The sequence below is a fragment of the Vibrio sp. CK2-1 genome, from assembly GCF_021726515.1.
Classification (GTDB): Bacteria; Pseudomonadota; Gammaproteobacteria; order Enterobacterales; family Vibrionaceae; genus Vibrio.
Genome location: NZ_JAKKCJ010000001.1, coordinates 553677 through 576447, shown reverse-complemented (window position 1 = coordinate 576447; position 22771 = coordinate 553677). Strand labels below are relative to the sequence as shown.

The 22771-nt window shown below is 42.0% G+C and carries 25 protein-coding genes; 6 read left to right on the top strand and 19 right to left on the bottom strand.

Annotation, left to right across the window (positions count from 1 at the left end; genetic code table 11):
• Position 1: 1 nt before the first annotated feature.
• From L3V25_RS02490 to L3V25_RS02475, 4 genes are read right to left on the bottom strand one after another with little or no spacing between them, the layout of a single operon-like run.
• Positions 2-541: a polysaccharide biosynthesis/export family protein gene (locus L3V25_RS02490; protein ID WP_237293917.1), complete on the bottom strand. Its 540-nt coding sequence runs from the start codon at positions 539-541 to the stop codon at positions 2-4.
• Position 542: 1 nt separating this feature from the next.
• Entirely contained in the window at positions 543-1847 is a 1305-nt protein-coding gene (locus tag L3V25_RS02485) for a hypothetical protein (RefSeq protein WP_237293916.1), read from the bottom strand.
• Positions 1848-1856: 9 nt separating this feature from the next.
• On the bottom strand, positions 1857-3251 hold the full coding sequence (locus L3V25_RS02480; RefSeq protein ID WP_237293915.1) for an undecaprenyl-phosphate glucose phosphotransferase: 1395 nt from the start codon (positions 3249-3251) through the stop codon (positions 1857-1859).
• A 51-nt stretch (positions 3252-3302) separates the two neighbouring features.
• Positions 3303-4805 (bottom strand): DUF4832 domain-containing protein, encoded by a 1503-nt coding sequence (locus tag L3V25_RS02475; RefSeq protein WP_237293914.1) that lies wholly within the window; start codon positions 4803-4805, stop codon positions 3303-3305.
• Between the two features lie 223 nt (positions 4806-5028).
• Between L3V25_RS02475 and L3V25_RS02470 the strand changes: the two genes are divergently transcribed.
• The 5 genes from L3V25_RS02470 to L3V25_RS02450 all read left to right on the top strand — a co-directional run bounded on the left by L3V25_RS02470 (position 5029) and on the right by L3V25_RS02450 (position 8048).
• Positions 5029-5931 carry a hypothetical protein gene (locus L3V25_RS02470; protein WP_237293913.1) on the top strand — a complete coding sequence of 301 codons (903 nt, stop codon included), beginning with the start codon at positions 5029-5031 and terminating at the stop codon, positions 5929-5931.
• Positions 5932-6023: 92 nt separating this feature from the next.
• Positions 6024-6380, top strand: coding sequence for a YibL family ribosome-associated protein (locus L3V25_RS02465; RefSeq protein ID WP_237293912.1), 357 nt, complete (start codon positions 6024-6026; stop codon positions 6378-6380).
• A 97-nt stretch (positions 6381-6477) separates the two neighbouring features.
• Positions 6478-7188: a DUF445 family protein gene (locus L3V25_RS02460; RefSeq protein ID WP_237293911.1), complete on the top strand. Its 711-nt coding sequence runs from the start codon at positions 6478-6480 to the stop codon at positions 7186-7188.
• Between the two features lie 48 nt (positions 7189-7236).
• A complete protein-coding gene (locus L3V25_RS02455) occupies positions 7237-7761 on the top strand; it encodes an RDD family protein (RefSeq protein ID WP_237293910.1) in 525 nt (174 codons plus the stop codon).
• Between the two features lie 47 nt (positions 7762-7808).
• Positions 7809-8048 (top strand): Rho-binding antiterminator, encoded by a 240-nt coding sequence (locus L3V25_RS02450; protein WP_237293909.1) that lies wholly within the window; start codon positions 7809-7811, stop codon positions 8046-8048.
• A gap of 7 nt (positions 8049-8055) precedes the next feature.
• Here the strand turns inward: L3V25_RS02450 and L3V25_RS02445 are convergent, their stop codons facing one another.
• The 10 genes from L3V25_RS02445 to L3V25_RS02400 all read right to left on the bottom strand — a co-directional run bounded on the left by L3V25_RS02445 (position 8056) and on the right by L3V25_RS02400 (position 17234).
• Positions 8056-9291, bottom strand: a complete 1236-nt coding sequence (locus L3V25_RS02445; protein ID WP_237293908.1) for an MFS transporter — start codon at positions 9289-9291, stop codon at positions 8056-8058.
• 109 nt (positions 9292-9400) lie between these two features.
• A complete protein-coding gene (locus L3V25_RS02440) occupies positions 9401-10714 on the bottom strand; it encodes a peptidoglycan DD-metalloendopeptidase family protein (protein WP_237293907.1) in 1314 nt (437 codons plus the stop codon).
• Positions 10715-11038: 324 nt separating this feature from the next.
• Positions 11039-11683, bottom strand: coding sequence for an urease accessory protein UreG (ureG, locus tag L3V25_RS02435; protein WP_237293906.1), 645 nt, complete (start codon positions 11681-11683; stop codon positions 11039-11041).
• A 46-nt stretch (positions 11684-11729) separates the two neighbouring features.
• Positions 11730-12479 (bottom strand): urease accessory protein UreF, encoded by a 750-nt coding sequence (locus L3V25_RS02430; protein WP_237293905.1) that lies wholly within the window; start codon positions 12477-12479, stop codon positions 11730-11732.
• Between the two features lie 15 nt (positions 12480-12494).
• Positions 12495-13112 (bottom strand): HupE/UreJ family protein, encoded by a 618-nt coding sequence (locus L3V25_RS02425; protein ID WP_237293904.1) that lies wholly within the window; start codon positions 13110-13112, stop codon positions 12495-12497.
• 52 nt (positions 13113-13164) lie between these two features.
• Positions 13165-13650, bottom strand: a complete 486-nt coding sequence (ureE, locus tag L3V25_RS02420) for an urease accessory protein UreE (RefSeq protein ID WP_237293903.1) — start codon at positions 13648-13650, stop codon at positions 13165-13167.
• A 146-nt stretch (positions 13651-13796) separates the two neighbouring features.
• On the bottom strand, positions 13797-15539 hold the full coding sequence (gene ureC / locus L3V25_RS02415) for an urease subunit alpha (RefSeq protein WP_237293902.1): 1743 nt from the start codon (positions 15537-15539) through the stop codon (positions 13797-13799).
• Positions 15540-15578: 39 nt separating this feature from the next.
• Positions 15579-15917 (bottom strand): urease subunit beta, encoded by a 339-nt coding sequence (locus tag L3V25_RS02410; protein ID WP_237293901.1) that lies wholly within the window; start codon positions 15915-15917, stop codon positions 15579-15581.
• 9 nt (positions 15918-15926) lie between these two features.
• Positions 15927-16229 carry an urease subunit gamma gene (ureA, locus tag L3V25_RS02405; RefSeq protein ID WP_027695010.1) on the bottom strand — a complete coding sequence of 101 codons (303 nt, stop codon included), beginning with the start codon at positions 16227-16229 and terminating at the stop codon, positions 15927-15929.
• A gap of 141 nt (positions 16230-16370) precedes the next feature.
• Entirely contained in the window at positions 16371-17234 is an 864-nt protein-coding gene (locus L3V25_RS02400; protein ID WP_237294332.1) for an urease accessory protein UreD, read from the bottom strand.
• A 169-nt stretch (positions 17235-17403) separates the two neighbouring features.
• On the opposite strand from L3V25_RS02400, the gene L3V25_RS02395 reads away from it, so the two are divergent.
• Positions 17404-17802 (top strand): GFA family protein, encoded by a 399-nt coding sequence (locus tag L3V25_RS02395; RefSeq protein ID WP_237293900.1) that lies wholly within the window; start codon positions 17404-17406, stop codon positions 17800-17802.
• Between the two features lie 73 nt (positions 17803-17875).
• On the opposite strand, the gene L3V25_RS02390 is transcribed toward L3V25_RS02395, so the two are convergent.
• The 5 genes from L3V25_RS02390 to urtB form a co-directional block, all read right to left on the bottom strand.
• Complete coding sequence (locus L3V25_RS02390) at positions 17876-18064, bottom strand: hypothetical protein (protein WP_237293899.1); 189 nt, start codon at positions 18062-18064, stop codon at positions 17876-17878.
• Positions 18065-18256: 192 nt separating this feature from the next.
• Positions 18257-18952: an urea ABC transporter ATP-binding subunit UrtE gene (gene urtE / locus L3V25_RS02385; protein ID WP_237293898.1), complete on the bottom strand. Its 696-nt coding sequence runs from the start codon at positions 18950-18952 to the stop codon at positions 18257-18259.
• A 2-nt stretch (positions 18953-18954) separates the two neighbouring features.
• Positions 18955-19818 (bottom strand): urea ABC transporter ATP-binding protein UrtD, encoded by an 864-nt coding sequence (gene urtD / locus L3V25_RS02380; protein ID WP_237293897.1) that lies wholly within the window; start codon positions 19816-19818, stop codon positions 18955-18957.
• Complete coding sequence (gene urtC, locus L3V25_RS02375; RefSeq protein ID WP_237294331.1) at positions 19815-20966, bottom strand: urea ABC transporter permease subunit UrtC; 1152 nt, start codon at positions 20964-20966, stop codon at positions 19815-19817. The genes urtD and urtC overlap by 4 nt, the downstream gene beginning before the upstream one ends.
• Before the next feature lie 36 nt (positions 20967-21002).
• Complete coding sequence (urtB, locus tag L3V25_RS02370) at positions 21003-22658, bottom strand: urea ABC transporter permease subunit UrtB (RefSeq protein WP_237293896.1); 1656 nt, start codon at positions 22656-22658, stop codon at positions 21003-21005.
• Positions 22659-22771: the final 113 nt, after the last annotated feature.

Below are 22771 nucleotides of genomic sequence, written 5' to 3'. Positions count from 1 at the left end.
TTTAGAAAAAACTCTGCCCAACAATGACGACATCACCAGGATATATCACTTCGGTTTCAGTCACATCTTCCAGTAATGTGCCATTAGCACGACGAACATTGATATCATCCCTATCCGCTCGGTCAGTGAAGCCACCTGCTACCGCAATGGTTTTTTCAAGAGTAAATCCCGGTTGATATTCATAACTACCCGGTGTTTTGACTTCCCCTGAAACATAAATTGGCCCAAATTCCAACATGGTTACCGTCACCATAGGATTATTTATATAACCATCTTTTAAGCGCTTTTGGATTTCATTCGCCACCTGCGTGGGTGTTTTACCTTCTAATTGCAACTCACCAATTAGGGGATACATAATCTTACCGCTTTCATCAATTCGCAGCTTGATCGACAAATCGGCCTCATTATAAACGAGAATTTGGATCTGGTCGCCCATACCTAGTAGGTAGTGATTACTATCATTTTTTGTCTCTTCCGCAAGAGCAACGTTAGTCATAAAACTCATCACAAGCACGCTAAGCAAAAGGTATATTTTCTTCATATTAAATTCCCACTTTAAGTGATAACGACACTTCATTTTGCTCATAACCTAAGTCCCTTTTATACTCAGATCCCGCCATATACACTGGATCGGTACGGTCATCACTTGTGAACAATGCGTAACGGTATAAAAGGCTTAACTCCACATTGGGCCGAAATAAGTACCCTAAGCGAAAATCTAAGTAGTCATATTGTTCTTTATTATCTTTAATCTGATATTCATCATTTATATGATTATACGTAATATCACTCGATACGTGACCAAGGAACTCATGCTTCCAAGTCACACTATTTTGGTAAGATTGAATATAATCACCAGTATTATCATTCTCTTTTGCTTCACTCGATGATTTTACGATAAAAGTTGAGTAGTCTACTGGCTTCCATTGGTACATCAAACTCCAGTTAACGCTAGAACTACTGCTGCTTGCCAATTTATTCTCTAGGTAATAAACCCTAGCCTCTAACTTAGATTTCCCTGTGAACTCACTGATAAGAGAAAAAAGAGCGATGTATTCGTCGTTATCACGTTCAGGATCGAGATAATCAAATGTCTTATACATTAGGGTGTAGTCAAGTCGGGTATGCCCTGTTACTTGATGGCGAAAATCAATACTTGCTCTCGTTTCGACTGAATCTTCATTTTTTAAATAATCCTGAAATACCGGATCGTAACTATCCAATATATCGTAATCCAACTCACTTCTTTGAAGCCCAAATATCAAATTTCCTTTCGCGCCTTTTGCCCCATAAGTATATTGGGCGGAAAAATTGCTGCTCTGCGTACCTAGTTCATGAGTAATATTAAAATCACTAAAGGTAGCCTGCTTGTCAGAGGAACCATCTGAGTAAAAATAGAACCCCTTAGTCGCACCGGAACCGCGAGCTTCATGACCCAACTTATAACTTGCACTTAAACTAAGGTGATGGCGGATCCCTAACTCCCAGTCAAAAGCACCATAGACAAAATGGTCATTGTAACTATCGTCTTCAACTTGCTGCTCATTATACTGTCGGTAATCACCTTGATAAAACAGATAAAAATCTTTGGTGTTGCGTTTACCGGCAATCGATAGTTCCGGTTTTAACGCAACATAATCCGAACCAATGACTTGGTTATGCTCTTGATAAAGCACATTATCATTGTACCCATATTCGGCCGCTAGGTTACTTTGGTACTCCAAACCTAGCCAATCAATATGAGTGTTCGAGGAAAACTCAGCAAACGATGGAATAGCAAAAAAAAGCAGTAGTAGTACATACCATTGCTTTTTCTGTAATAAAGCGATGCTACTATTCAACCGCATAGCAAGCCTTTAGTAAGCCGTTTCGCTGACAAAACCTTTAAAAATCGTCAAAAAGATAATTTTAAAGTCATAAATTGGCGTCCAATTTTGCATATAGCGAATATCATACTCAACACGTTTTACCATCTTATCGACCGTATCCGTTTCACCTCGATAGCCTTTGATTTGCGCAAGTCCAGTAATGCCCGGTTTCACTTTGTGGCGAATCATATAGTTATCAACGATTTTTCGATACTCTTCATTATGAGAAACCGCATGTGGTCTAGGGCCGACGATCGACATCGTCCCTTGTAGAACATTAAAAAATTGAGGTAATTCATCTAGAGAAGTTCGGCGAATAAATGAGCCAAATTTCGTCACCCGAGGATCACCTTTGGTGGCTTGAGTCACAACGGCATCATTTTCCATCACTTTCATCGAACGGAATTTCCAAACTTTGATCTTTTTGCCACCTAAGCCATATCTATCCTGCTTAAATAATACAGGGCCAGGAGAACTTAATTTCACCCCTAGAGCAATGACTGCCATCACGGGTAATATCATCAGAGTAATCAAACTACCAACGACGATATCAATGACTCTTTTAATAATGCCACCTAAGCCTTCAAATGGAGAAGCAAACACACTAAAAGACTGTATACCACCGACGTCTCTTAGCTGAGCACTCGATAAATGATAACTATATAAATCAGGGACTATCATTATATCAACCGTACTATCAGATAAAATACGTAAGAAATTTCTAATCCGATCTCGAGCGACCATAGGCAAGGCGATATAAATCTCATCTACTTCATTATTTTTCGCAATAGTAAGCAGATCATCAATCGTGCCTTGATGACTTCCTCTTGTTATATATCCAAATCGACTCTCTGCTCTTTCATCAAAATAAGAGATATTATTTACGATAGAAGAACCATATTTCGCCACTAAACCTTTTTCAACCGATAAGCCAATCGGCGTCATTCCAAGAATCGCAATTTTAGGTTTTGATACTTGTATCTTGGTTAAAACAATACGGCTAGCTAGGATAATGAGATAAGACCATAAAAACTCACTATGGACGATGCTTTCTCTTGCCAACACCTCAATCATCCCTGGGAGAGTTTCAAGTGCATGGCGTAAAGCCCACAGAATGGAAACTAAGCAAACGGAATTAAAAGTCAGTTTAAGTAATATTTTTCTTTTTTTATCATGAATAGAGAGATCATAGAAACCGGTAAAGATCCCTATTGATAAAAACATAAAAGCAATCACCAAAGCGACAGCAATATCCAAAATAGAAATAGTTTGATCGCTAATACATAACAAACCTATATAAGTTAAATTTATAACAGCAAAATCAAACAGCCTCATCACGGTGGTGAAGCTATCTTTATAAACCTTAACAACGTTACGATTCATTATTTCCCACCAAAATAAAATCCCCTATTCTTATAATTATTTAAAGTTGAATCATTCAATATCGACATTCATCAATCGATACCAGTTATTATTATTTTCATTATCAATCGCAATTTTTATTTTAGCATTTCGCGATCCTTGGCTTACCAAACCAACTTCTAGCTGGAATTTTCCAGGCTTAAGGTTTGTTGGTAACCTGAATTTATTCGCTAAGCTATAGACCGTAGGAGCATCGCCATTATACTCTGCCGGTAGCCATTGAGTTATATCATTATTGGCTTCAAAATAAGCAACCGCATTATTCTGACTATCAACTAAACGCCACACTACTGGGTAGTTAGTATAACTTGGTGCACTACCTTTATTGACCCAATTAGACTGGATAGAAATAAAACTACCCGCTCTAAATTTACTTTGTACTGTGAGGTTTTTTAGCACCAATCTATAACCAAGTTTCTTTCTAAACTCATCAAGTGCTTGTTGATATATAGGTGGGATCTCACTTGATTTAAGATTAAGAAGTGAGGCGTGTAAATCAAGTGCAGTATCAAATGTTTGTTGAACCTTTTGCTGAGTGTAAACCTCTGGCTGCTGCGCCCACTCTTGCATGGTATAACAAATCTCAAAATCGACCGGTGCTTGTTTCCAACGAGATAAAATCAAAGGATCGGAAGAATTTTCGATATGTGATAACGCTTGAGGGTAAGCATCTTGCATATGGTTCCAACCGGGCGTCCAATCACCAATACAATCCGCACGCCAACCTAAGCCTTGGCTTGTGGCTGCGCCAGAAAAATCGTCATCAGTGGTGCCCAAATCAATAGTCAACATTTTATCTGGGAACGCTGACTTCATCATATCAATATAAACTTGCAAGTTTTCCGAGGTGTAACCATTCGTACCCAAAGTTGAAGCGTTATCGGGTGCGTGGGAGTACAAGTGCCACTCGCCCCAAGTGCCGACTAGGCCAACATCTAAACGCAACAAATTAGGGTTCGAGTTATATCGAGCGCCCATCGCTTGAAGAAATCGATTTAAATGATCTTGAAAAATAGGGTCATTATAATCAGGGACAAAACTATTATCATCGGCACAAACATCTTGAGTCTCTGGGTCTAATTGTTTCTTCAGCCAGCATGGAATACCGAGTACCTTTTTATATTGCAGTGGTGCTCCGGCATAGTAAGTTTCATCTTTGCCAGCCAGAGTCATAAAGCGAATAACCACTTTTTTATTCAATTTTGCGGCATCTTGAATAGTTTGATCGATAAGCTGGAAATTATATTCCCCTTTTTCTGGTTCTAACTCTTCCCAATACCAGCGAAAATACACAACAGAAGTTTCGGGGTAACTTGGAACATTCCAATAAGGATTATCTTTAATATTGATCGTTTGATGATCAACGATCCCCATATCTGGGTTGACTAAGATTTGATCACTTTCAGTTGGGGAGTAGTCAATTGAACTGGCACAAGCGGTATTAAAAAACAAAAAAGCAGAAGACGAAATAAGGGTAATTAATACCTTTTTCATAGGCAAGCTAAATAGGTTCATCGTAGTACCATTGACCAAACAGATTGTTGAACAGGAATGTGCAACTTGTGCTCAATATTATAGTCTATTTCTGGTCATCATGAAACGCTATTTAACAAGATAACGCCTGATAAACTCTCGTTTTGTAGGCATTATTTACCCTCATAACATAGATTAATACTTATTCTAAAGTGTACAATGATAGCCACACTTAATTAGTCCTCCCTAGGCAAAGGATCCTGTTTTGAAATCATTATTAAGCAAATTTACAACTCAAGACTTTTGGCGAATTGGATTAATACAACACAATCCGATATCCATCATTGAGCACGGCCTGAAAGAATTTGATATCCAATGGTTTAACTTTACCGAAAAAGATTTCGAGGCCGACCCATTCATTTTCATGCTTGGTGAAAAACACTTTATTGCTTATGAAATTTTTGATTACTCTCATGGCAATGGAAAAATTGAATGTGTAGATTTAAAAGGCAAGCGCTATCCTTTTTTTGATGACATCAATACCATCACAGGCCATAAATCATACCCATTCATCTTTGAAGAAGCCGGTGACATTTATTGCATTGTCGAAACGTCCGATTTAAATGAAATCACGCTCTACCAATTTAATGGCTCAAAGTTCGTTAAGCATAAAACGTTACTTAGCGATGGAAAATATATCGACTCCAATATCAAAAAAATAAACCATGTTTTCTATTTGTTTACTTCTACCGCTGATGACCCTTTCAAACAGTTGCTGTTCTACTCGGATACACTACTCGGAGGGTATCAATTACACCCAGCATCGCCTATCGCAAATGATATTAAGAATGGTCGCAACGGCGGTCCAATCATCGAAGACAATGGTCAGTACTACCGTGTAGGACAAAACTGCCAACATACTTATGGTGGTAGTTTGCAAGTAATGAAGATAACGACTATCTCAAACACTGAATACCAAGAGCAGCACTTTAAAGACTTGATGCCTGTTGAACCTTTTTCCGATGGTATTCATACGCTCTCTTATTGGGGTAATACGACGGTGATAGATTCTAAGAATATTTTAGTGAAATACTCTAATATTTATCGAAAGATAAAGTATTTATTCATGGTGAAGCTTGGCATTGAAAAACCTTTTTTTGATAAATAATAAGATAACTAAAGGCAAGCGCTGTGCTATACTCCGCCCTCGCGTAATTTGACGCAATCCACTGATTTAATTTTAGAGTATATGGTGAACACATGAGCCAACAAAACGAACTACAACAACTGAATAATCGACTCGATAAGTGCCGCCATAAACTTGAAGCTGCTCAAAAGCGAGCAGATAAAGCGATGATTTATCAATTTGAAACTGAAATTAATCAACTCAGCAAAAAAGTGGCTCAGCTTAATCACAAAAAAAGCTACGACTTAAACAAAGAACGTAAAGCGTTACTGGAGATGCCATTTAGCCGCGCATTAACCAAAGACGAAAAAGCTGACCAAGGCAAACTGAAAAAATCAGTGAAAGGCCTTGTTATCGTGCACCCTTTAACCAAAATTGGTAAAGAGTTAAAATTAGAAGAAATGACAGGCTTTGCTCCTAAAGAGTTTTAAGCGAGTCACATCACTGACTGTCGAAGGATGATACTACTCACGTTTATCATCCTTTTTTGTGCCTTAATTTTATATATACCCAAGCAAGAAAATCACTATGAACAAAAGCTTTATCACTAACCTTATTTCAATTGTTTTATTAGCGATTGGTTATCAAACTCAAAACACCATTGTGCTCTATGCTGGCTTATTTGCTTTTTCAGGTGCGGTAACCAATTGGCTCGCCATTCACATGCTGTTTGAAAAAGTGCCGGGCTTATATGGCTCGGGCATCATCCCTGCTCGTTTTGAAGAATTTAAAACCGCAATTAAAAATCTCATGATGATGCAGTTTTTTACTAGCCAAAACATCGACAAGTTCTTAAACCAAGAATTAGCAAGCAACGCCTCGTTAGATTTAAAGCCTGTCATCCAGAAAATCGATTTAGAGCCGAGTTTTGATTCTTTAGTAGAAGTGATCACCCATTCTTCTTTTGGTGGAATGCTAGCAATGTTAGGTGGCGCGGAAGCACTTCAACCGCTAAAACAGCCTTTTATTGAAAAGATGCAAGAATCAATGATTGAAATCAGCCAAAGCGATCAGGTGAAACAAGCCTTAAAAGAGCAGCTAGAACAACCGTCAATGATGGATGATATCCAAGCCAATATTGAAAATATTATTGATCAGCGATTGAACGAATTAACCCCTAAGATGGTCAAAGAAATCGTTAAGACTATGATTCAGCAGCATTTAGGTTGGCTTGTTGTATGGGGCGGCGTGTTTGGTGGCCTTATTGGTGTTATTTCAGCTATCGTTAGCGCGGCTTAACAAAAACAGCATCTTGCGTATAGATAATAAAAACAAACTGGATAAGTTATGAAAAAATTTGAATTAAGCGACACCTTAATGGAGTACGAATATGTTGGGTTTTGGTCGCGTGTTGGGGCCAGCATTATTGATAATATTCTTTATTCCTTTGCCTTAGTGCTCATTGCGCTACCGGGGCTAGAGTCTTATCAACAAAGCTTTACTACTCAAACCGAACACTACTCTTATTCTTCTTACTCCACTTCATGGGCTGGTAGTATGCTGTCGGATACTTGGTGGAGCTACATTCCGCTGCTTATCATCACTGTACTATTTTGGAAGTTCCGCGGCGCAACACCGGGTAAAATGCTGATCAAAGCACAAGTAGTCGATGCGAAAACCGGACAACGTTTAACTACCGTTCAGTCAATTATTCGTTACCTAGGCTACTTTGTATCGACGTTCTTATTTATGTTGGGCTTCATCTGGGTCGGCTTTGATAGCAAGAAACAAGGCTTCCATGACAAGATTGCCGGCACTGTGGTGATTCGTCCAAAAGCCGATACTTTCACACCTAGTGCATTTAAAGACTAGATTGATAGATACACACCTAAGCAGCCACTTCATATAAGCGAGCACTCATGGACGAGATAAAATACCAACCTATCGCTTGCTCACAATACGATGAGTTTGAAGTGGCATGTATGCATCATGATAAGCTTGAGATTCATTTACATGACAATCGCACGCTTATCGCTTCAGCCATCAATGTCTATTCAGAAAAAGAAACCGGAGAATGGCTCGAAGTAGAACTGGTCGATAAAAATAAAACGAGACAACGGATCCGCTTAGATCACATTGCCTCGTTCAAGAAAATTTAGACGTCAATTATTTTTCCGCTACCTCACTTCCCCACTTAAAGCGACACACTTCATTACCCGGCTTCGGCATACGCGGAATATTACAAGATAAAATCAACGATACCGCCGCCATCGCAGCACCAATATAAAATACCGCGGCCGGTGAATGCAGCCACAACAAACCAAATGTCACCGGAATCACTACTGCTGCAATATGATTGATGGTAAATGAAACCCCAGCGGTAGAGGCCATATCTTGTGGATCGGCGATTTTCTGCAAATAAGTTTTAACCGCTAATGCTAGTGCGAAGAATAAATGATCGACCACGTACAAACCCGCAGCAATATGTGAATTTTCGACTAGCGCGTAACCAACAAACACACCAATTAAGCCACAATACTCAAAAATCAGCGCCTTTCTCTCACCTACTATGCCAATGAATTGACCGATTTTCTTAGCAAATAAGAAGTTAAACGCATAGTTGATTAAAAACAGTAATGTAATGTCTGCCGCCGAATAGTGAAATTTCTCCACCATCAAAAAGCCCGCAAATACAGTAAAGATTTGACGTCTAGCGCCACTCATAAAAGTAAGCGCGTAATACAGCCAATAGCGCTTTCTTAAGATCAGGTTTTTATGCTGAATGGTTGTCGCTTCAAATTGCGGGAATGCTAACCACATAAAGACTGTAACACCTAAGGCTAAGCTGCCAGTGATTAAATACACATGCCAATAATCAAACTTCAAGATTTCCAGCATGACCCACAGTGCGCCGTAAGTCAGTAATGATGCAAGCGCTCCTACCGAGATTAACTTTCCTAGAAACTCTGGCGCTTCTTCTTTACTCAGCCATTGTAAAGATAAGGATTGCTTTAAGGTTTCAAAGTAGTGGAAGCCTATCGACATCAATAAAGTCGTCATTAGCAAGCCAAGTACCGAAGGGAAAAAGCCGGTGATCGCTACGCCAATCGAGAGCATGGCAAGCGCGACGAGCATAAACTTTTGCTCACGGATGAACAGCAGTACGAAGACGACGGTGAAGGCTAAGAAGCCGGGAATTTCACGCACACTTTGTAGCAAGCCGATATCTGCACCAGTGAAAGCCGCTTTTTCTACCACGAAGTTATTTAATAACGCCATCCAACTAGCAAAGGCAATCGGCACCACGATCGAAATGAGCATCAAAAAGGTTTGTGGTGTTTTCCAAGTTTGAGGTTGCTTAATTTCAAGATTATCTTCTTGAGTGTTTTCTACATGATTCATCTATCATCCCTGATTCAATAACCTCAACGGCGGTTATATATAATAAAAAAGAGCAAGTGCGAAAACACTTACTCTTTAGTCAATGAAACAATTCTATTATTAGATACGATTAATTACTAGCAATAGTTTGTTTGTCAGAGTTCTTCATCGCGACTTGTTCAAACTGCGCATCAACCGCTTTAACTTGTTCTTCAAACGCCGCTTTATCTTCTTTAGAAATCGATGTTGCCATCGGGATCTTAGCGGTTAAGAAGTTCACAGGACGGTTACGAATGATGAATTCATAATGCAAATGTGGCCCGGTTACACGACCTGTAGCACCAGATTTCGCAATCACTTGTCCACGATGAACCGCTTGGCCTTGGCGCACTAAAATTTTGCTCAAGTGTAAGTAGCGAGTTCGGTAAGTAGAACCATGTTGAACCACGACATATTTACCCGCGTAAGGGTGGTTGGTGGTTAGCGTCACGATACCATCACCGGTTGCTAGAACATCAGTCCCAGTAGGAGAAGCGATATCTGCGCCATTATGAGGAGCATGACGATGAGTCACAGGATGTAAACGATTCGCATCAAATGGAGAGCTAATACGGAAGTGCTGTTTCGTCGGCCAACGTAAAAATGCACGCTGCAAGCTATCGCCATTACTATCGTAGTATTGACCATCGCTATGCAGATAAGCACTGATCACGTTACCGCGGTTATAAATACGGATCGCATCAATCTCACGATTCCCGGTTGCGACACCATCGATAAACTGGCGTTTATGCAAAATTTCGAACTTATCACCGGCACGTAAGTCTCGCACAAAATTCAGCTTATCTTTTAATAACTGAGTAATTTGTGCCGTTTCCGCACCCGAAATACCGTATTTATAAACGGATGTGGAGAAACTACCCTGGATTTCACCTACTAGTGGATAAGTTTTCCATACGCCCGGTAGATTCACTTCTTGGAAGGTATAACTTTCATCGTCGTTGCGAGTAAATACCACGCGATCCGCTAGCGTAAATTCAACTTCTAATTTGGTTAAATGTTCTAGATCTTCATCCATCCAAATTTTTAAGGTATCGCCCGGTCTTAAGGTATCAAGTGTTAGGTGGTTTTGGTCGGTATCCATAACGCTGAGCATGTCACCATACGGAACGCCAAGACGAACAAAGATACTACTTAAATTGTCACCATCTTGAATTTCGTATGAATAAAGCGGAACGTTTTCATCCACATGAACAGGCTTGGTAGCGGCAACCGCTTTCGCTTCGTCTGCTAAAATTTTGTCCATATCCATAGGAACTGATTTGCGTCCATCACCAGATTCGGCAATTAAAACAATAATAAATAACACGACAAAAGCCACGCCAATTTTAAGCATCAATGGAAACTTAGGATGCTGGCGAAGTTCTGCAAATTTTTGTTTAGACATAAGGTTTAGTTTCTATAGTTCCCAGCGTAGGGAGTTGTGTGAATCGACCTCAAGAGCCGGCTAAATATCAACTTGATAGAATTGATATGTTATAACAGACCATTTGAAATTGAAAAGTTCAAAAATGTGGCGGCAAATGTAACGTAATATTTCATAAAAAGCGAATTTAACCCGTGAATTAAAACCGCTATCTACTCTATATTTGCTATAAATCAATCAATTAGATAGTTAGAAGCCTAATAACTGATTAACAATAAAAAAGCTTAGCAGCCAAATCGCCACTAAGCTTAGTTTTTATCCAATCTTTACTGCAAGTTAACCGGATTAATATTTCGGCTTCAACATGCCTTCAGTGATAATGAAATCGATAATAGTATCGAGCCCAACACTCTCTTTTAAATTGGTAAATACATAAGGTTTGGTTGGGCGCATGCGCTGAGTATCCGATTCCATTACCTCTAATGACGCGCCAACATACGGTGCTAAGTCAATTTTGTTAATCACTAACAAGTCAGAACGAGTGATACCCGGGCCGCCTTTACGCGGGATTTTTTCCCCTTCAGCTACATCAATGACATAAATAGTTAAATCGGCAAGTTCAGGGCTAAAGGTAGCACTTAAATTATCGCCACCACTTTCAACAAACACCACATCTAGGTTTTTATGGCGCTTAGCGAGCTCTTCAACTGCCGCAAGGTTCATTGAAGCATCTTCACGTATTGCTGTATGTGGACAGCCGCCAGTTTCGACGCCAATAATACGGTCAGCATCTAACGCTTCTGCGCGAGTGAGTATTTTGGCATCTTCTTGGGTGTAAATATCATTGGTCACTACCGCAATATTCAAGCGTTCACGGATAGCTTTACACAAAACTTCTAGTAACGCAGTTTTGCCTGATCCAACCGGACCGCCAACTCCAATACGTAATGGTTGTTTATAGCTTTCATTTTGATTACTTGCTTGAGACATTTTATCTTCCTTGTTTTGTCGGGTTTCGTTCTATTACTGGTGAAAATTAAGAACGAAATAACCTTGTATATTGAATTTCATGACGACTACTGGCAATGGCCACTGCGGGCGTAAAACTACCGATATCGTCATCTTGAATTTGATTGGCTTTGTCTATCGCTTGAGGCAACCATTCTGACAGCGCAATTAAGGTTTTTTGGCCAGCAGTTTGACCAAGTGGCACTAACTTTACCCCTGCCATCACAATGTTTTCCGCCCAGCTCCATAAGTACCCTTGTTGCAAGCTATGCAGTGAAATACCCCACGCTTTTGCTGCGACACAAAATCCTAGCAATTGATTCTGAGTCGCCGCTTTCGGATCATCTTCGGGTTGCCATTCGCTTTTAACGGGTAAATCGAGCTGTTTTAATAAAGTAAAAAGCGCCTTACCTCGTTGCAGCTCTTCTGCGCGTAGCTCACTGGTTTCTCGACACGAATATAAATACTGACTCCAATATTCAATACTCGCATCATCATCACTTTCTAGTGCTTGATAAAACTTCGCCAAGATCGGCAGCTCTAACGTCACTAAGCTGTTATTGAGCATCATTTCAAGCCATTCTATTAACTTAGCTTGATTACTCACCCAACCAGCCTCAACCGCCCACTCCAAACCTTGTGAGTAGGTAAAACCACCAATGGGTAGTGAAGGGCTAATTAACTGAAACAGACGAAAGCAAGCTACCTCAGAAGCACCATGCGGTGACGATGCGACTGAGTTGAGAGCTGAGCTAGATATAGAGTCTATGTCTCTCATATCATTCATAAGCGATTAAGACGCCATCATTAGCGCGGCGCCAGAAGCTGCAATGCCCGCTCCAAGCCACTTATTTGCGAAGAACTTTGTTGATAAGAACTGGGTTGATAAGAAATGCGCCACACGCTCACCGGTAAACATGATGCCAAATGCTGCGACTAGCATACCTGCGCCAAAACCAAATAATCCGCCCGTTGCTTCTACGCCATGAGCAAAACCATGGAAGAACACCAAACCAACAGAAGCGACAACCAAACCTTGAGTCAAAGATTCACGCGCTGAAAATGCATTCCAAATCCCTAATGCAACCACAAAAATTGATGCGGCAATCATTAGCTCTACCCCACTAATCGCACCAAATAAGCTTCCTGCGGCAAGGCCAACCGTTAAGCTAACAAGGGCTGCAATAATCAAAGTAGGCTTAGCTACTGAGCTTGATTTACTTGCCGTAAAATGACTAATCAGCATACCTAGACCAAGGAGCATCACTAAATGATCCAGTCCAGTTAATGGGTGTACAAAACCTTCAAAAAACGCATTGCTTGAGCCGTGATCATGCATATGACCAACATGTGCAAACGCCGCTGGCGCAGCAAAAACAGAAGCAAGTGTGAGTAAGCGAACTAATTTCATGGCAAATATCCTTTTTGTTTTTTCTATTTTTGAATTCAATTTCAAGTTGTCATTAATGAGAGTGATCATGCGAATGATCGTGATGATGGTGCCCCCCTGAACGGCCGCCGTACGCCCCATCTTCAGGTTCAAATTCGGCTTGTTCTACCGTCACTTTGGCACCTAGCCCCACCACCATGTCATCTAATACATGGTCATGCTGATAACGCACCCAACCATCTGCAATTTGTAGAGGAACGTGACGATTACCTAGATGATAAGTCACTCGGTTTAGCAATAACGCATCGTCGCAATACACACTAGAAACGGTTTCCGGTGCTGCGGTCACTTCGATCAATAACCCGCATTCACTTTGCAATAACTGACCACCGCGCAAAATATTGCCGCGAGGTAAAAACAACCCCGCATCACGTCCATCTTCAAGTGATACTTTTAAACGACTTTTGATACGGCTATTAATAGGAAGGCTCAATACACCATCCACATTTCGCTCAGCAATTTGAGTGCTATCTGTGACTATTTTTGTAATTTCAATCATGATTTTTTATCCAATTATTCGTGTCTCGTGTCTCGTGTCTCGTGTCTCGTGTCTCGTGTCTCGAAGGCAAGATTTTAAGAACGTTGATTAATACAAGCTTTTTCGAGCAACGAGAGCGAAGCGTCCGAGCCTTCAAGCTACGTTAACTAAAACAGAAAATACCTTTGCGCCATTGGCAATACTTCCGCAGGTTCACAAGTGAGGAGTTCCCCATCCGCTTTTACTTCATAGGTTTGAGAATCGACTTCAATCTTAGGCTGCCAATCATTGAGTTTCATATCGGCTTTTGAAATGGTGCGGCAGTTTTTGGCTACACCAATTAAGCTGCCAAGCCCTAATTGACCTGCAATGTCTTTGTCTTTAGCCAATTGAGAAACGAATAACATTGAAGTCTTTTTCGAGGCTTTGCCGTAACTACCAAACATAGAACGATAATGAACAGGTTGAGGCGTTGGAATAGACGCATTCGGATCGCCCATTGGGGCCATTGCGATCATGCCACCTTTGATAATCGCGCTTGGTTTTACGCCAAAGAAAGCCGGTTTCCATAAGACAAGATCGGCTAATTTACCTACCTCTACCGAACCCACTTCATGTCCAATACCATGCGTGATGGCTGGATTTATCGTGTATTTCGCAACATATCGACGCAAACGGAAGTTGTCACTTGGCGCTTCATGGCCAAACTTCTCCGCTTGAGCATCAAACGCTTGTTGGTCTTCTTTTAATGAGCCACGTTGTACTTTCATTTTATGAGCGGTTTGCCATGTCCGTAGGATCACTTCACCGACTCGTCCCATCGCTTGCGAGTCCGATGAAATCATCGAGAAAGCCCCGAGATCATGCAAAATATCTTCCGCGGCAATGGTTTCACGACGAATGCGCGATTCAGCAAACGCCACATCTTCGGCAATCGACGGGGATAAGTGGTGGCATACCATCAACATATCTAAATGCTCATCGACGGTATTAATTGTGTAAGGGCGAGTTGGGTTGGTCGAAGACGGTAGAATATTCGATTCACCACAAGCGCGGATAATATCTGGCGCATGACCGCCACCCGCGCCTTCGGTGTGATAAGTGTGGATCACGCGGTCGCCAATCGCTTCAAGCGTCGATTCCACAAAACCCGACTCATTCAAGGTATCGGTATGAATCGCCACTTGAATATCAGTTTGATCGGCAACGGTTAAACACATATCAATGGAAGCTGGCGTCGTCCCCCAGTCTTCATGAAGTTTTAATCCAATGGCACCGGCTTCCACCTGCTCAATTAAGCCTTCAGGCAAGCTGGCGTTGCCTTTACCGAGTAAGCCAAAGTTCATTGGAAATTCATCCAACGCTTCTAACATTCGATGCATATTCCAAGGGCCCGGAGTACAGGTTGTCGCATTGGTTCCGGTTGCAGGGCCGGTTCCACCGCCGATCATGGTCGTCACACCAGAGGTCAACGCTTCTTCAATTTGTTGCGGGCAGATATAGTGAATATGTGAATCAATGCCACCAGCGGTTACTATCGAACCTTCTGCAGCAATCACTTCGGTTCCCGGTCCAATGATAATATCAACATTCGGCTGCACATCAGGGTTACCGGCTTTACCTATGCCACAAATACGGCCATCTTTGACACCGATATCCGCTTTCACTACGCCCCAATGATCTAAGATCACCGCATTGGTTAAAACAAGATCAGGCGTAAATTCAGACGCCAGTTGGCTTTGCCCCATGCCATCACGAATTACTTTACCGCCACCGAATTTCACTTCATCGCCGTAAACCGTGTAATCTTTTTCTACCTCGAGCCATAGCTCAGTATCAGCAAGTCGTAATCTATCGCCAGTCGTTGGCCCAAACATCTCGGCGTAGGCTCTTTTTGAAATTTTTGCCATGCTATTAAATCCTTTTAGCGAACCGTTTATTTTTCAATATCAATCAAGAGAACCCATTACTCGGCCTTTAAAACCATACACTTCTCGTTTACCTGCATACTCCACCAGTTCAACGGTACGTGACTGTCCAGGTTCAAAACGAGTCGCGGTGCCTGCGGGAATATTGAGCCTAAAGCCTTTGGCCGATTCTCGATCAAAATTCAAAGCATCGTTAACTTCATAAAAGTGATAATGAGAGCCAATTTGAACAGGGCGATCGCCTAAGTTTTCGACTTTAATTTTGATGGTTTCACGGCCGACATTCAGCTCAATCTCACCCTTTCCAGAAACAAGCTGACCGGGGATAAAAGCGTTAGGATTGGCATTACTAGTTTTCATGTTTTCTCCTTACACTATCGGATCATGTACGGTGACAAGCTTGGTGCCATCAGGAAATGTGGCTTCGACTTGAACATCAGGAATCATCGACGGCACGCCTTCCATCACATCATCAACCGATAAAATGGTGCGACCAAAATTCATCAATTCAGCAACCGTTTTACCTTCACGCGCGCCTTCTAAAATCGCACTACTGATCAACGCCACTGATTCTGGGTAGTTGAGTTTTAAGCCTTTATCTTTACGCTGCTGCGCTAACATGCCAGCACAAAAGATCAGCAATTTGTCTTTTTCTCTTGGGGTTAGTTCCATCTACATTCGATCCTCGGGTCTCGGGCACTTCGTTTTTCGTCTCTCGAAATGCCCCGTTTAACTCATTAGTATTGATCTGGTTGTCTTTTTCGTAATACGAGCAGCAAAGCGCCCTAGTCGCGCAGCGAGCCGAGCAACGTATTAAGTTGCCCAAATCCTCGGCGGCTCTGGTACATAACCAAACCATTGATGGCGAAATTGTTGCCAAATCAATGCGAACGCTTCCAACATTGGCTCGGTCCATTTGCCTAATGCTCGAACTACGATTAGCTGTTCTATTTGAGTCGCGCCAACCACTAATTCATCATTTGGTGCAAAGTCACGAAGCAAATCCTGTACCATTTCAAGGTCATCTTCCGATTGCGCGGTAATAAACAAACTCCCCATCATGGGGAAAGACTGTAAGCCACTGTTTAGTATTGATTTATCTCCTCCGATCAATTGCACGTTTTCGGTGAGAATATTCTTTCCATCAACAAAAACTTGCGTCTTACCCCACACTTTACCTGCATAGAAGCACTCATTTAGTGCAGGTCGACCAAAACAGTGCATCTCCCAGCCCATAAATAGTGCATCGGTTTCAAGGTGAATTTCGGTATCGACACGCACTTGTCCGGTAGGAAAGAAAATGTTCTCTTGCGGGAGCCATTCCAAACAGCTTCCTGACTTGGCGGTTAAGATTTGTTTTTGACGGGCGATCTTGCCTTCTGAGCGATAAAACTTGGTCGCGCCGGGTGTGGTAACTAAAGCATGCGCTCCAGGATAAGTCGTGGCTTTAATTAACAGCTCATCTCCGCCAACTACCCCGCCAGGAGGGTGAAGCAGGTAGGTATGGCAAACATCGCCTTCAGGATAAAGTGGCCTTTGAATCGCCAACGGTCCTAGTTGAGTTTTGTGTCCAACTACGGTTTTGTCGCCTCGGTCAGTAAAGCCCAAGGTTAATTCTGCTTTCCAGCCACCGCCGCGATTCAATGTGTCTATTGCCGGTGTAGCGACTCCCGCCATATTTAATTCTTCTAGCGCTTCCATTCGTGTTTCTTCCATTTATTGCCGTCTACTATTACTAAAGCAATAACTATGCCGCCTAATGATTTAACTATCAGGAAGTAATTATTTAACTCGGGAATAGTTATCTATACTGAAAGCACGATTGAAAACGAATAAGGAAAGAAAAATGCAGGGACATTGCTTATGCGGCAGCGTGACGCTGACTACCGAGGATAAACAAAGCTTTGAGGCATGCCATTGCGGAATGTGTAGACGCTGGGGTGGCGGACCTTTTATGGGCTTTCATTGTGAAAATGGAGTGCAAATTGAAGGCGGTGAATTTATCCAAACCTTTAAGTCTTCAGATTGGGCGGAACGTGGCTTTTGCAAACAATGCGGTACTCACTTGTACTACAAACTCATTCACGCCAATTTATACACACTACCTATTGGGCTATTTCAAGATCTCGAAAATTTAACCTTTAATGAGCAAATCTTTATTGATAAAAAACCGACATTTTATAGCTTTGCAGAACACACTACTGAAATGACAGAGCAAGAAGTATTCGAAAAATATGCGCCTTAATAAGGTAGTGCTTTCATCGCAAACCTACCCTATTCACTTAAGCTGAACTAGTGCTGTGACCAACAGAGAACATTTAATAGCAAACGATACTACCATTCGCCATTTCATAACTTTTTTGGCCAGCAGCGGCACAATCATGATGAGCCTCTGTTGATTCAGCATTGGTTTGAGAACTTGCTTGAGAATCGTCTTCCGTACTTGCACACCCACTTAGAAATAACGCAGTCGCTAACACAATAAACAATGATTTCCGGCTCGGCATAATAACTCCCTTAATTATTCTTAACGTTAGTTTTAGATAATATTCATTTATGTAAACAATATCGTTCATTCTAGGTCATAAACACGTCAGTTATGTTATAGGATTTGTTATATGTGATAAAAAAACGCCTAAAGACCATAATGGCTTTAGACGTCAATCTTCATATTGCCAATAAGAAAATTAACAGCACCTCTACACCGTCAAATGCTCCTTAATTAACTGCTCATTTAAGGCTTCCATTTGCCCTTTAGCGACCGCTTTACCTCGGTCAAGCAAACAAAAGTTATGACCGACTTTACGAGCAAATGGCAGTTTTTGTTCCACCAGCAATACCGTTAAACCATGCTTATCATTGAGTAGTTTAATAATATCGCCAATCTCTTGAACGATATTCGGTTGAATGCCTTCGGTTGGTTCATCCAAAATTAATAAATCCGGCTCGACGACTAATGCTCGGCCAATCGATAATTGCTGTTGTTGACCACCGGATAAATCACCACCGCGGCGATGCAGCATTTCTTTTAATACTGGGAACAATTCGAAAATAAAATCAGGGATCTTGCGATCGCCACGCTTACGGATAGGCAAGCCGATTTCTAAGTTTTCTTGCACCGTTAGCATCGGGAAAATTTGTCGGCCTTGTGGAACATAGCCGATGCCTAGATGAGGGCGTTGCTCGGTTGAAGCTTTCTTAATGCTTTCACCTTTAAACACGATATCGCCGCTTTTGATCGGATTTAACCCCATAATGCACTTCAGCAATGTGGTTTTGCCTACCCCATTACGCCCCATCAACACAGTACATTTGCCTTTTTCTACCTCAACATCGAGATCCCACAAGATATGACTTTCGCCGTAGAATTGGTTTACGCCTTGTACTTTTAACATCCTTATTCTCCCAAGTAGACGCGTTTTACTTCTGGATGCGACTGGATTTGATCCATATTGCCTTCCGCCAACACATGGCCTTGATGCAGCACGGTGACTTGATCGGCAATCGAGCGTACAAATTCCATATCATGCTCAACCACGACTACTGAATGCTTGCCAGCCAGAGATTTCAATAATTCCGCAGTGCGATCCATTTCTTGATGAGTCATGCCAGTAACCGGTTCATCCACTAACAAAAGCTTTGGTTTTTGCATCAATAACATGCCGATTTCTAGCCATTGTTTTTGACCGTGAGAAAGCACACCAGCTAACAGGTTTCGACATTGCTCAAGACCAATCAAAGATAAAACACCGTCGATCTCATCACTTTGCTCGCCCGTTAATTTAGCGGTAAAAGTTGACCAAACCGAACGAGTGCCGGTCATCGCCAGTTCCAAATTATTCCACACCGTTAAGCTTTCAAATACCGTAGGCTGCTGAAATTTACGCCCCACACCCGCGTTGGCGATTTCCGCTTCGGACATACTCAACAAGTTGGTCTTTGAACCTAACCACACCTTGCCCTGATCCGGACGAGTCTTGCCCGTAATGATGTCCATCATGGTGGTTTTTCCTGCGCCGTTTGGCCCGATGATGCATCGCAACTCTCCTTGTTTGATATACAGATTTAAGTCGTTAATCGCTTTAAAACCATCGAAAGAAACCGATACGCCTTCCATGTACAGCATGATGTTGTGGCGAGTATCAATCAATGGATGATTAACTGGTTTAAGAAAATCGAACACTTCATCTCGACGAGTAAACTTCTCAAAGCCTTCGCCCACTTTTCTGATTGGTGTGACGACTGATTCTAATGCGCTCATGAGCGGCTCTCCTGTGTCGATGATTCATCTTGTTGGCTCGATTTTTTTGCCCATTTTTCTGATAAAGCGCCCATCACGCCTTTTGGTAAATACATGGTGGCAAGAACAAAAATTCCCCCTAATGCAAATAACCAAACCTCTGGGAATTCGACGGTAAACCAACTCTTGGCGTAGTTAATAATTAATGCCCCTACAATTGCGCCAAACAAGGTGGCTCGACCGCCTAAAGCAACCCAAACTACAATTTCAATTGAGTTAATTGGCGCAAACTGAGCCGCACTCGTACTACCAGCTTGCGTCACGTATAACGCACCAGCAATGCCGGCTAGTACAGCAGAAAGCACAAACACCCACAGCTTAATGCTATCGACATCATAGCCAGTGAAACGAGTACGTAATTCTGCATCACGAATCGCCATGGCTACTCGACCTAAACGGCTTGCCACCACTAAACGACAAATCAAATACCCGATGATCAGCGCAGCAATCGTGGTCACTAACAAACCTACTTTGGTAGTGTCTTGCTCTAGGCTAAAACCAAGTACATCTTTAAAGCCCGTCAAACCACTACTGCCGCCAAAACCCATTTCATTACGTGAGAATGCCAGCATTAACGCGTAGGTCAGTGCTTGAGTCATAATAGAAAGGTAAACACCGGAAACACGGGAGCGGAACGCCAGATAACCAAACACAAATGCCAATACGCCCGGCACTAACATGATCATCATTGCGGCAAAAGCAAAGTTATCAAAACCTTGCCAAAACCAAGGCAGTTCTTGCCAGTTAAGCGATACCATAAAATCTGGTAATAATGGGTTACCGTAAACGCCGCGGTCGCCAATTTCACGAGTCAGGTACATCCCCATCGCATAACCGCCTAACGCAAAGAAAGCACCATGCCCTAAACTTAAAATGCCTAAATAGCCCCAGATAAGATCAACCGCCAACGCCACCAACGCATAAGACAGATATTTACCCATTTGAGTCACGGTAAATGAGCTCACATGAAAGGGGTTACTTTCAGGTACCACTAGGTTTAAAAATGGCACCACAATCGCCAGAGCCAATAAAAATACAATCGTGATTTTTCCGCCTGTATCTGAGGCGATAAAAGAACGACGGCTTGCAAAGTTCGACGTACTACTCATTGAATTAGTTGCTACTACACTCGTCATAACGCCTCCTTATTCTGCCGCGCGGCCACGTTGAGGGAACAAACCTTTCGGGCGCTTTTGAATAAATAAAATAATGAAAACCAGAACTAAGATTTTGGCGAGAACCGCGCCAGCCCAAGGCTCTAAGATCTTATTGAATAGACCTAAACTTAACCCTGCCACTAGTGTGCCCCACAAGTTGCCGACCCCACCAAAGACCACCACCATAAAGGAGTCGATAATGTAGTTTTGTCCCATGTTTGGACCTACGTTGGTTAACTGAGATAAGGCTACACCAGCAACGCCAGCAATACCGGAGCCTAAACCAAAGGTCATAGCATCAACACGTTCCGAGCGAACTCCCATAGAACGTGCCATAGCTCGGTTTTGCGACACTGCACGCACCTGTAAACCTAGCGGTGTTTTTTTGAGAATGGCGACTAAGCCAAGAAAAACCATGAAGCAAAAAATGATGATGTATAGGCGGTTATAGGTCAGAGATAACATAGGGTTGAGTTCTAACGCGCCGGCCATCCAATCTGGTGTGCTGACTGAGCGGTTTAAAGGAGAGAAAATACTGCGAACCGCTTGTTGTAAAATAAGGCTGATACCAAAAGTAGCAAGAAGTGTTTCAAGCGGACGACCATACAAACGACGAATAACCGTACGTTCAATCGCGATACCCACTAACCCTGATACAGCAAAAGCCGCTGGAATAGAAAGAAGCAACGCGGCCCCAATATTATTCGGCATTAATTGTTGAATCACATAAGTGGTATAAGCGCCGATCATGATCAACTCACCATGCGCCATATTGATCACACCCATTACACCAAAGGTGATCGCAAGACCAATCCCCGCCAGTACTAACACAGAGCCTAAACTTAAACCAAAGAAGACGGTTTCCATGCCACCGTAAAAACTTTGGGTTTGTTTATACTGATTTAACGCCAGTTGCGCCGCTTCAATCACTTTCTCATCAGCATCACTATTAATCACTTGAGAGAGTGCGCCGTAAACCTCTTGTTGTTTAGACTCACTAATTACTTCAATGGCATCAATTTGTTCAGCCGCATTGGTACTGGTTTTGAGTTGCTGCATTGCTAATGCCAACTCTAAACTGTTTCGAACATCCCGATCGCTTTCTACTTGTAACTGTTGAGTGATTTTTTCGATGGTTTTGGGGCTTGTGGTACCCAGTAAACTATTCACCGCCGACAAACGTACATCCGCATTACTCGACGAAATATCAATACGCGCCAATACATCACGAATATCAGAACGCAGTGAGTTGTTGGTTCTTACCTTTGCAAAATCACGCTTGCCTTCGATAGTCACCACTTGCTCAGAAAGTAATCCATGAGCTTGCCTACCTTCGTCTAAATCCGTGATAACAAATAAAGCATCATCGGATTTTTGATAATATAAATTCCCTTCTAACCAAGGCGTTAATACGGCCTTAGCGACTTCTGCATCAGAAGATTGTGATAACCACTCAATCGCGTCTTGTTTTACCGAACTTTTGTTCGATAATAATGCCACCTGCACATCAGCAAGCGATTGAATAGAAGAAGTTTGCGCAAGCGAAGGCGCACTAAATAAGCTCAAATACAGCATCAGCATAAAACCGATGAATGATGATATTTGAGACGGTAATTGGTTATGTAGATATTGTTTTATTTTCATTATGTCTCATCCCTGACAATCAAAAGCATGGCAGTCAAATATCCGTTATTTTTGAAACGGTTCTTTCTATTAACCCGTGAAGAACTAAAACCCGCGAAAAACTAAAACTCGCT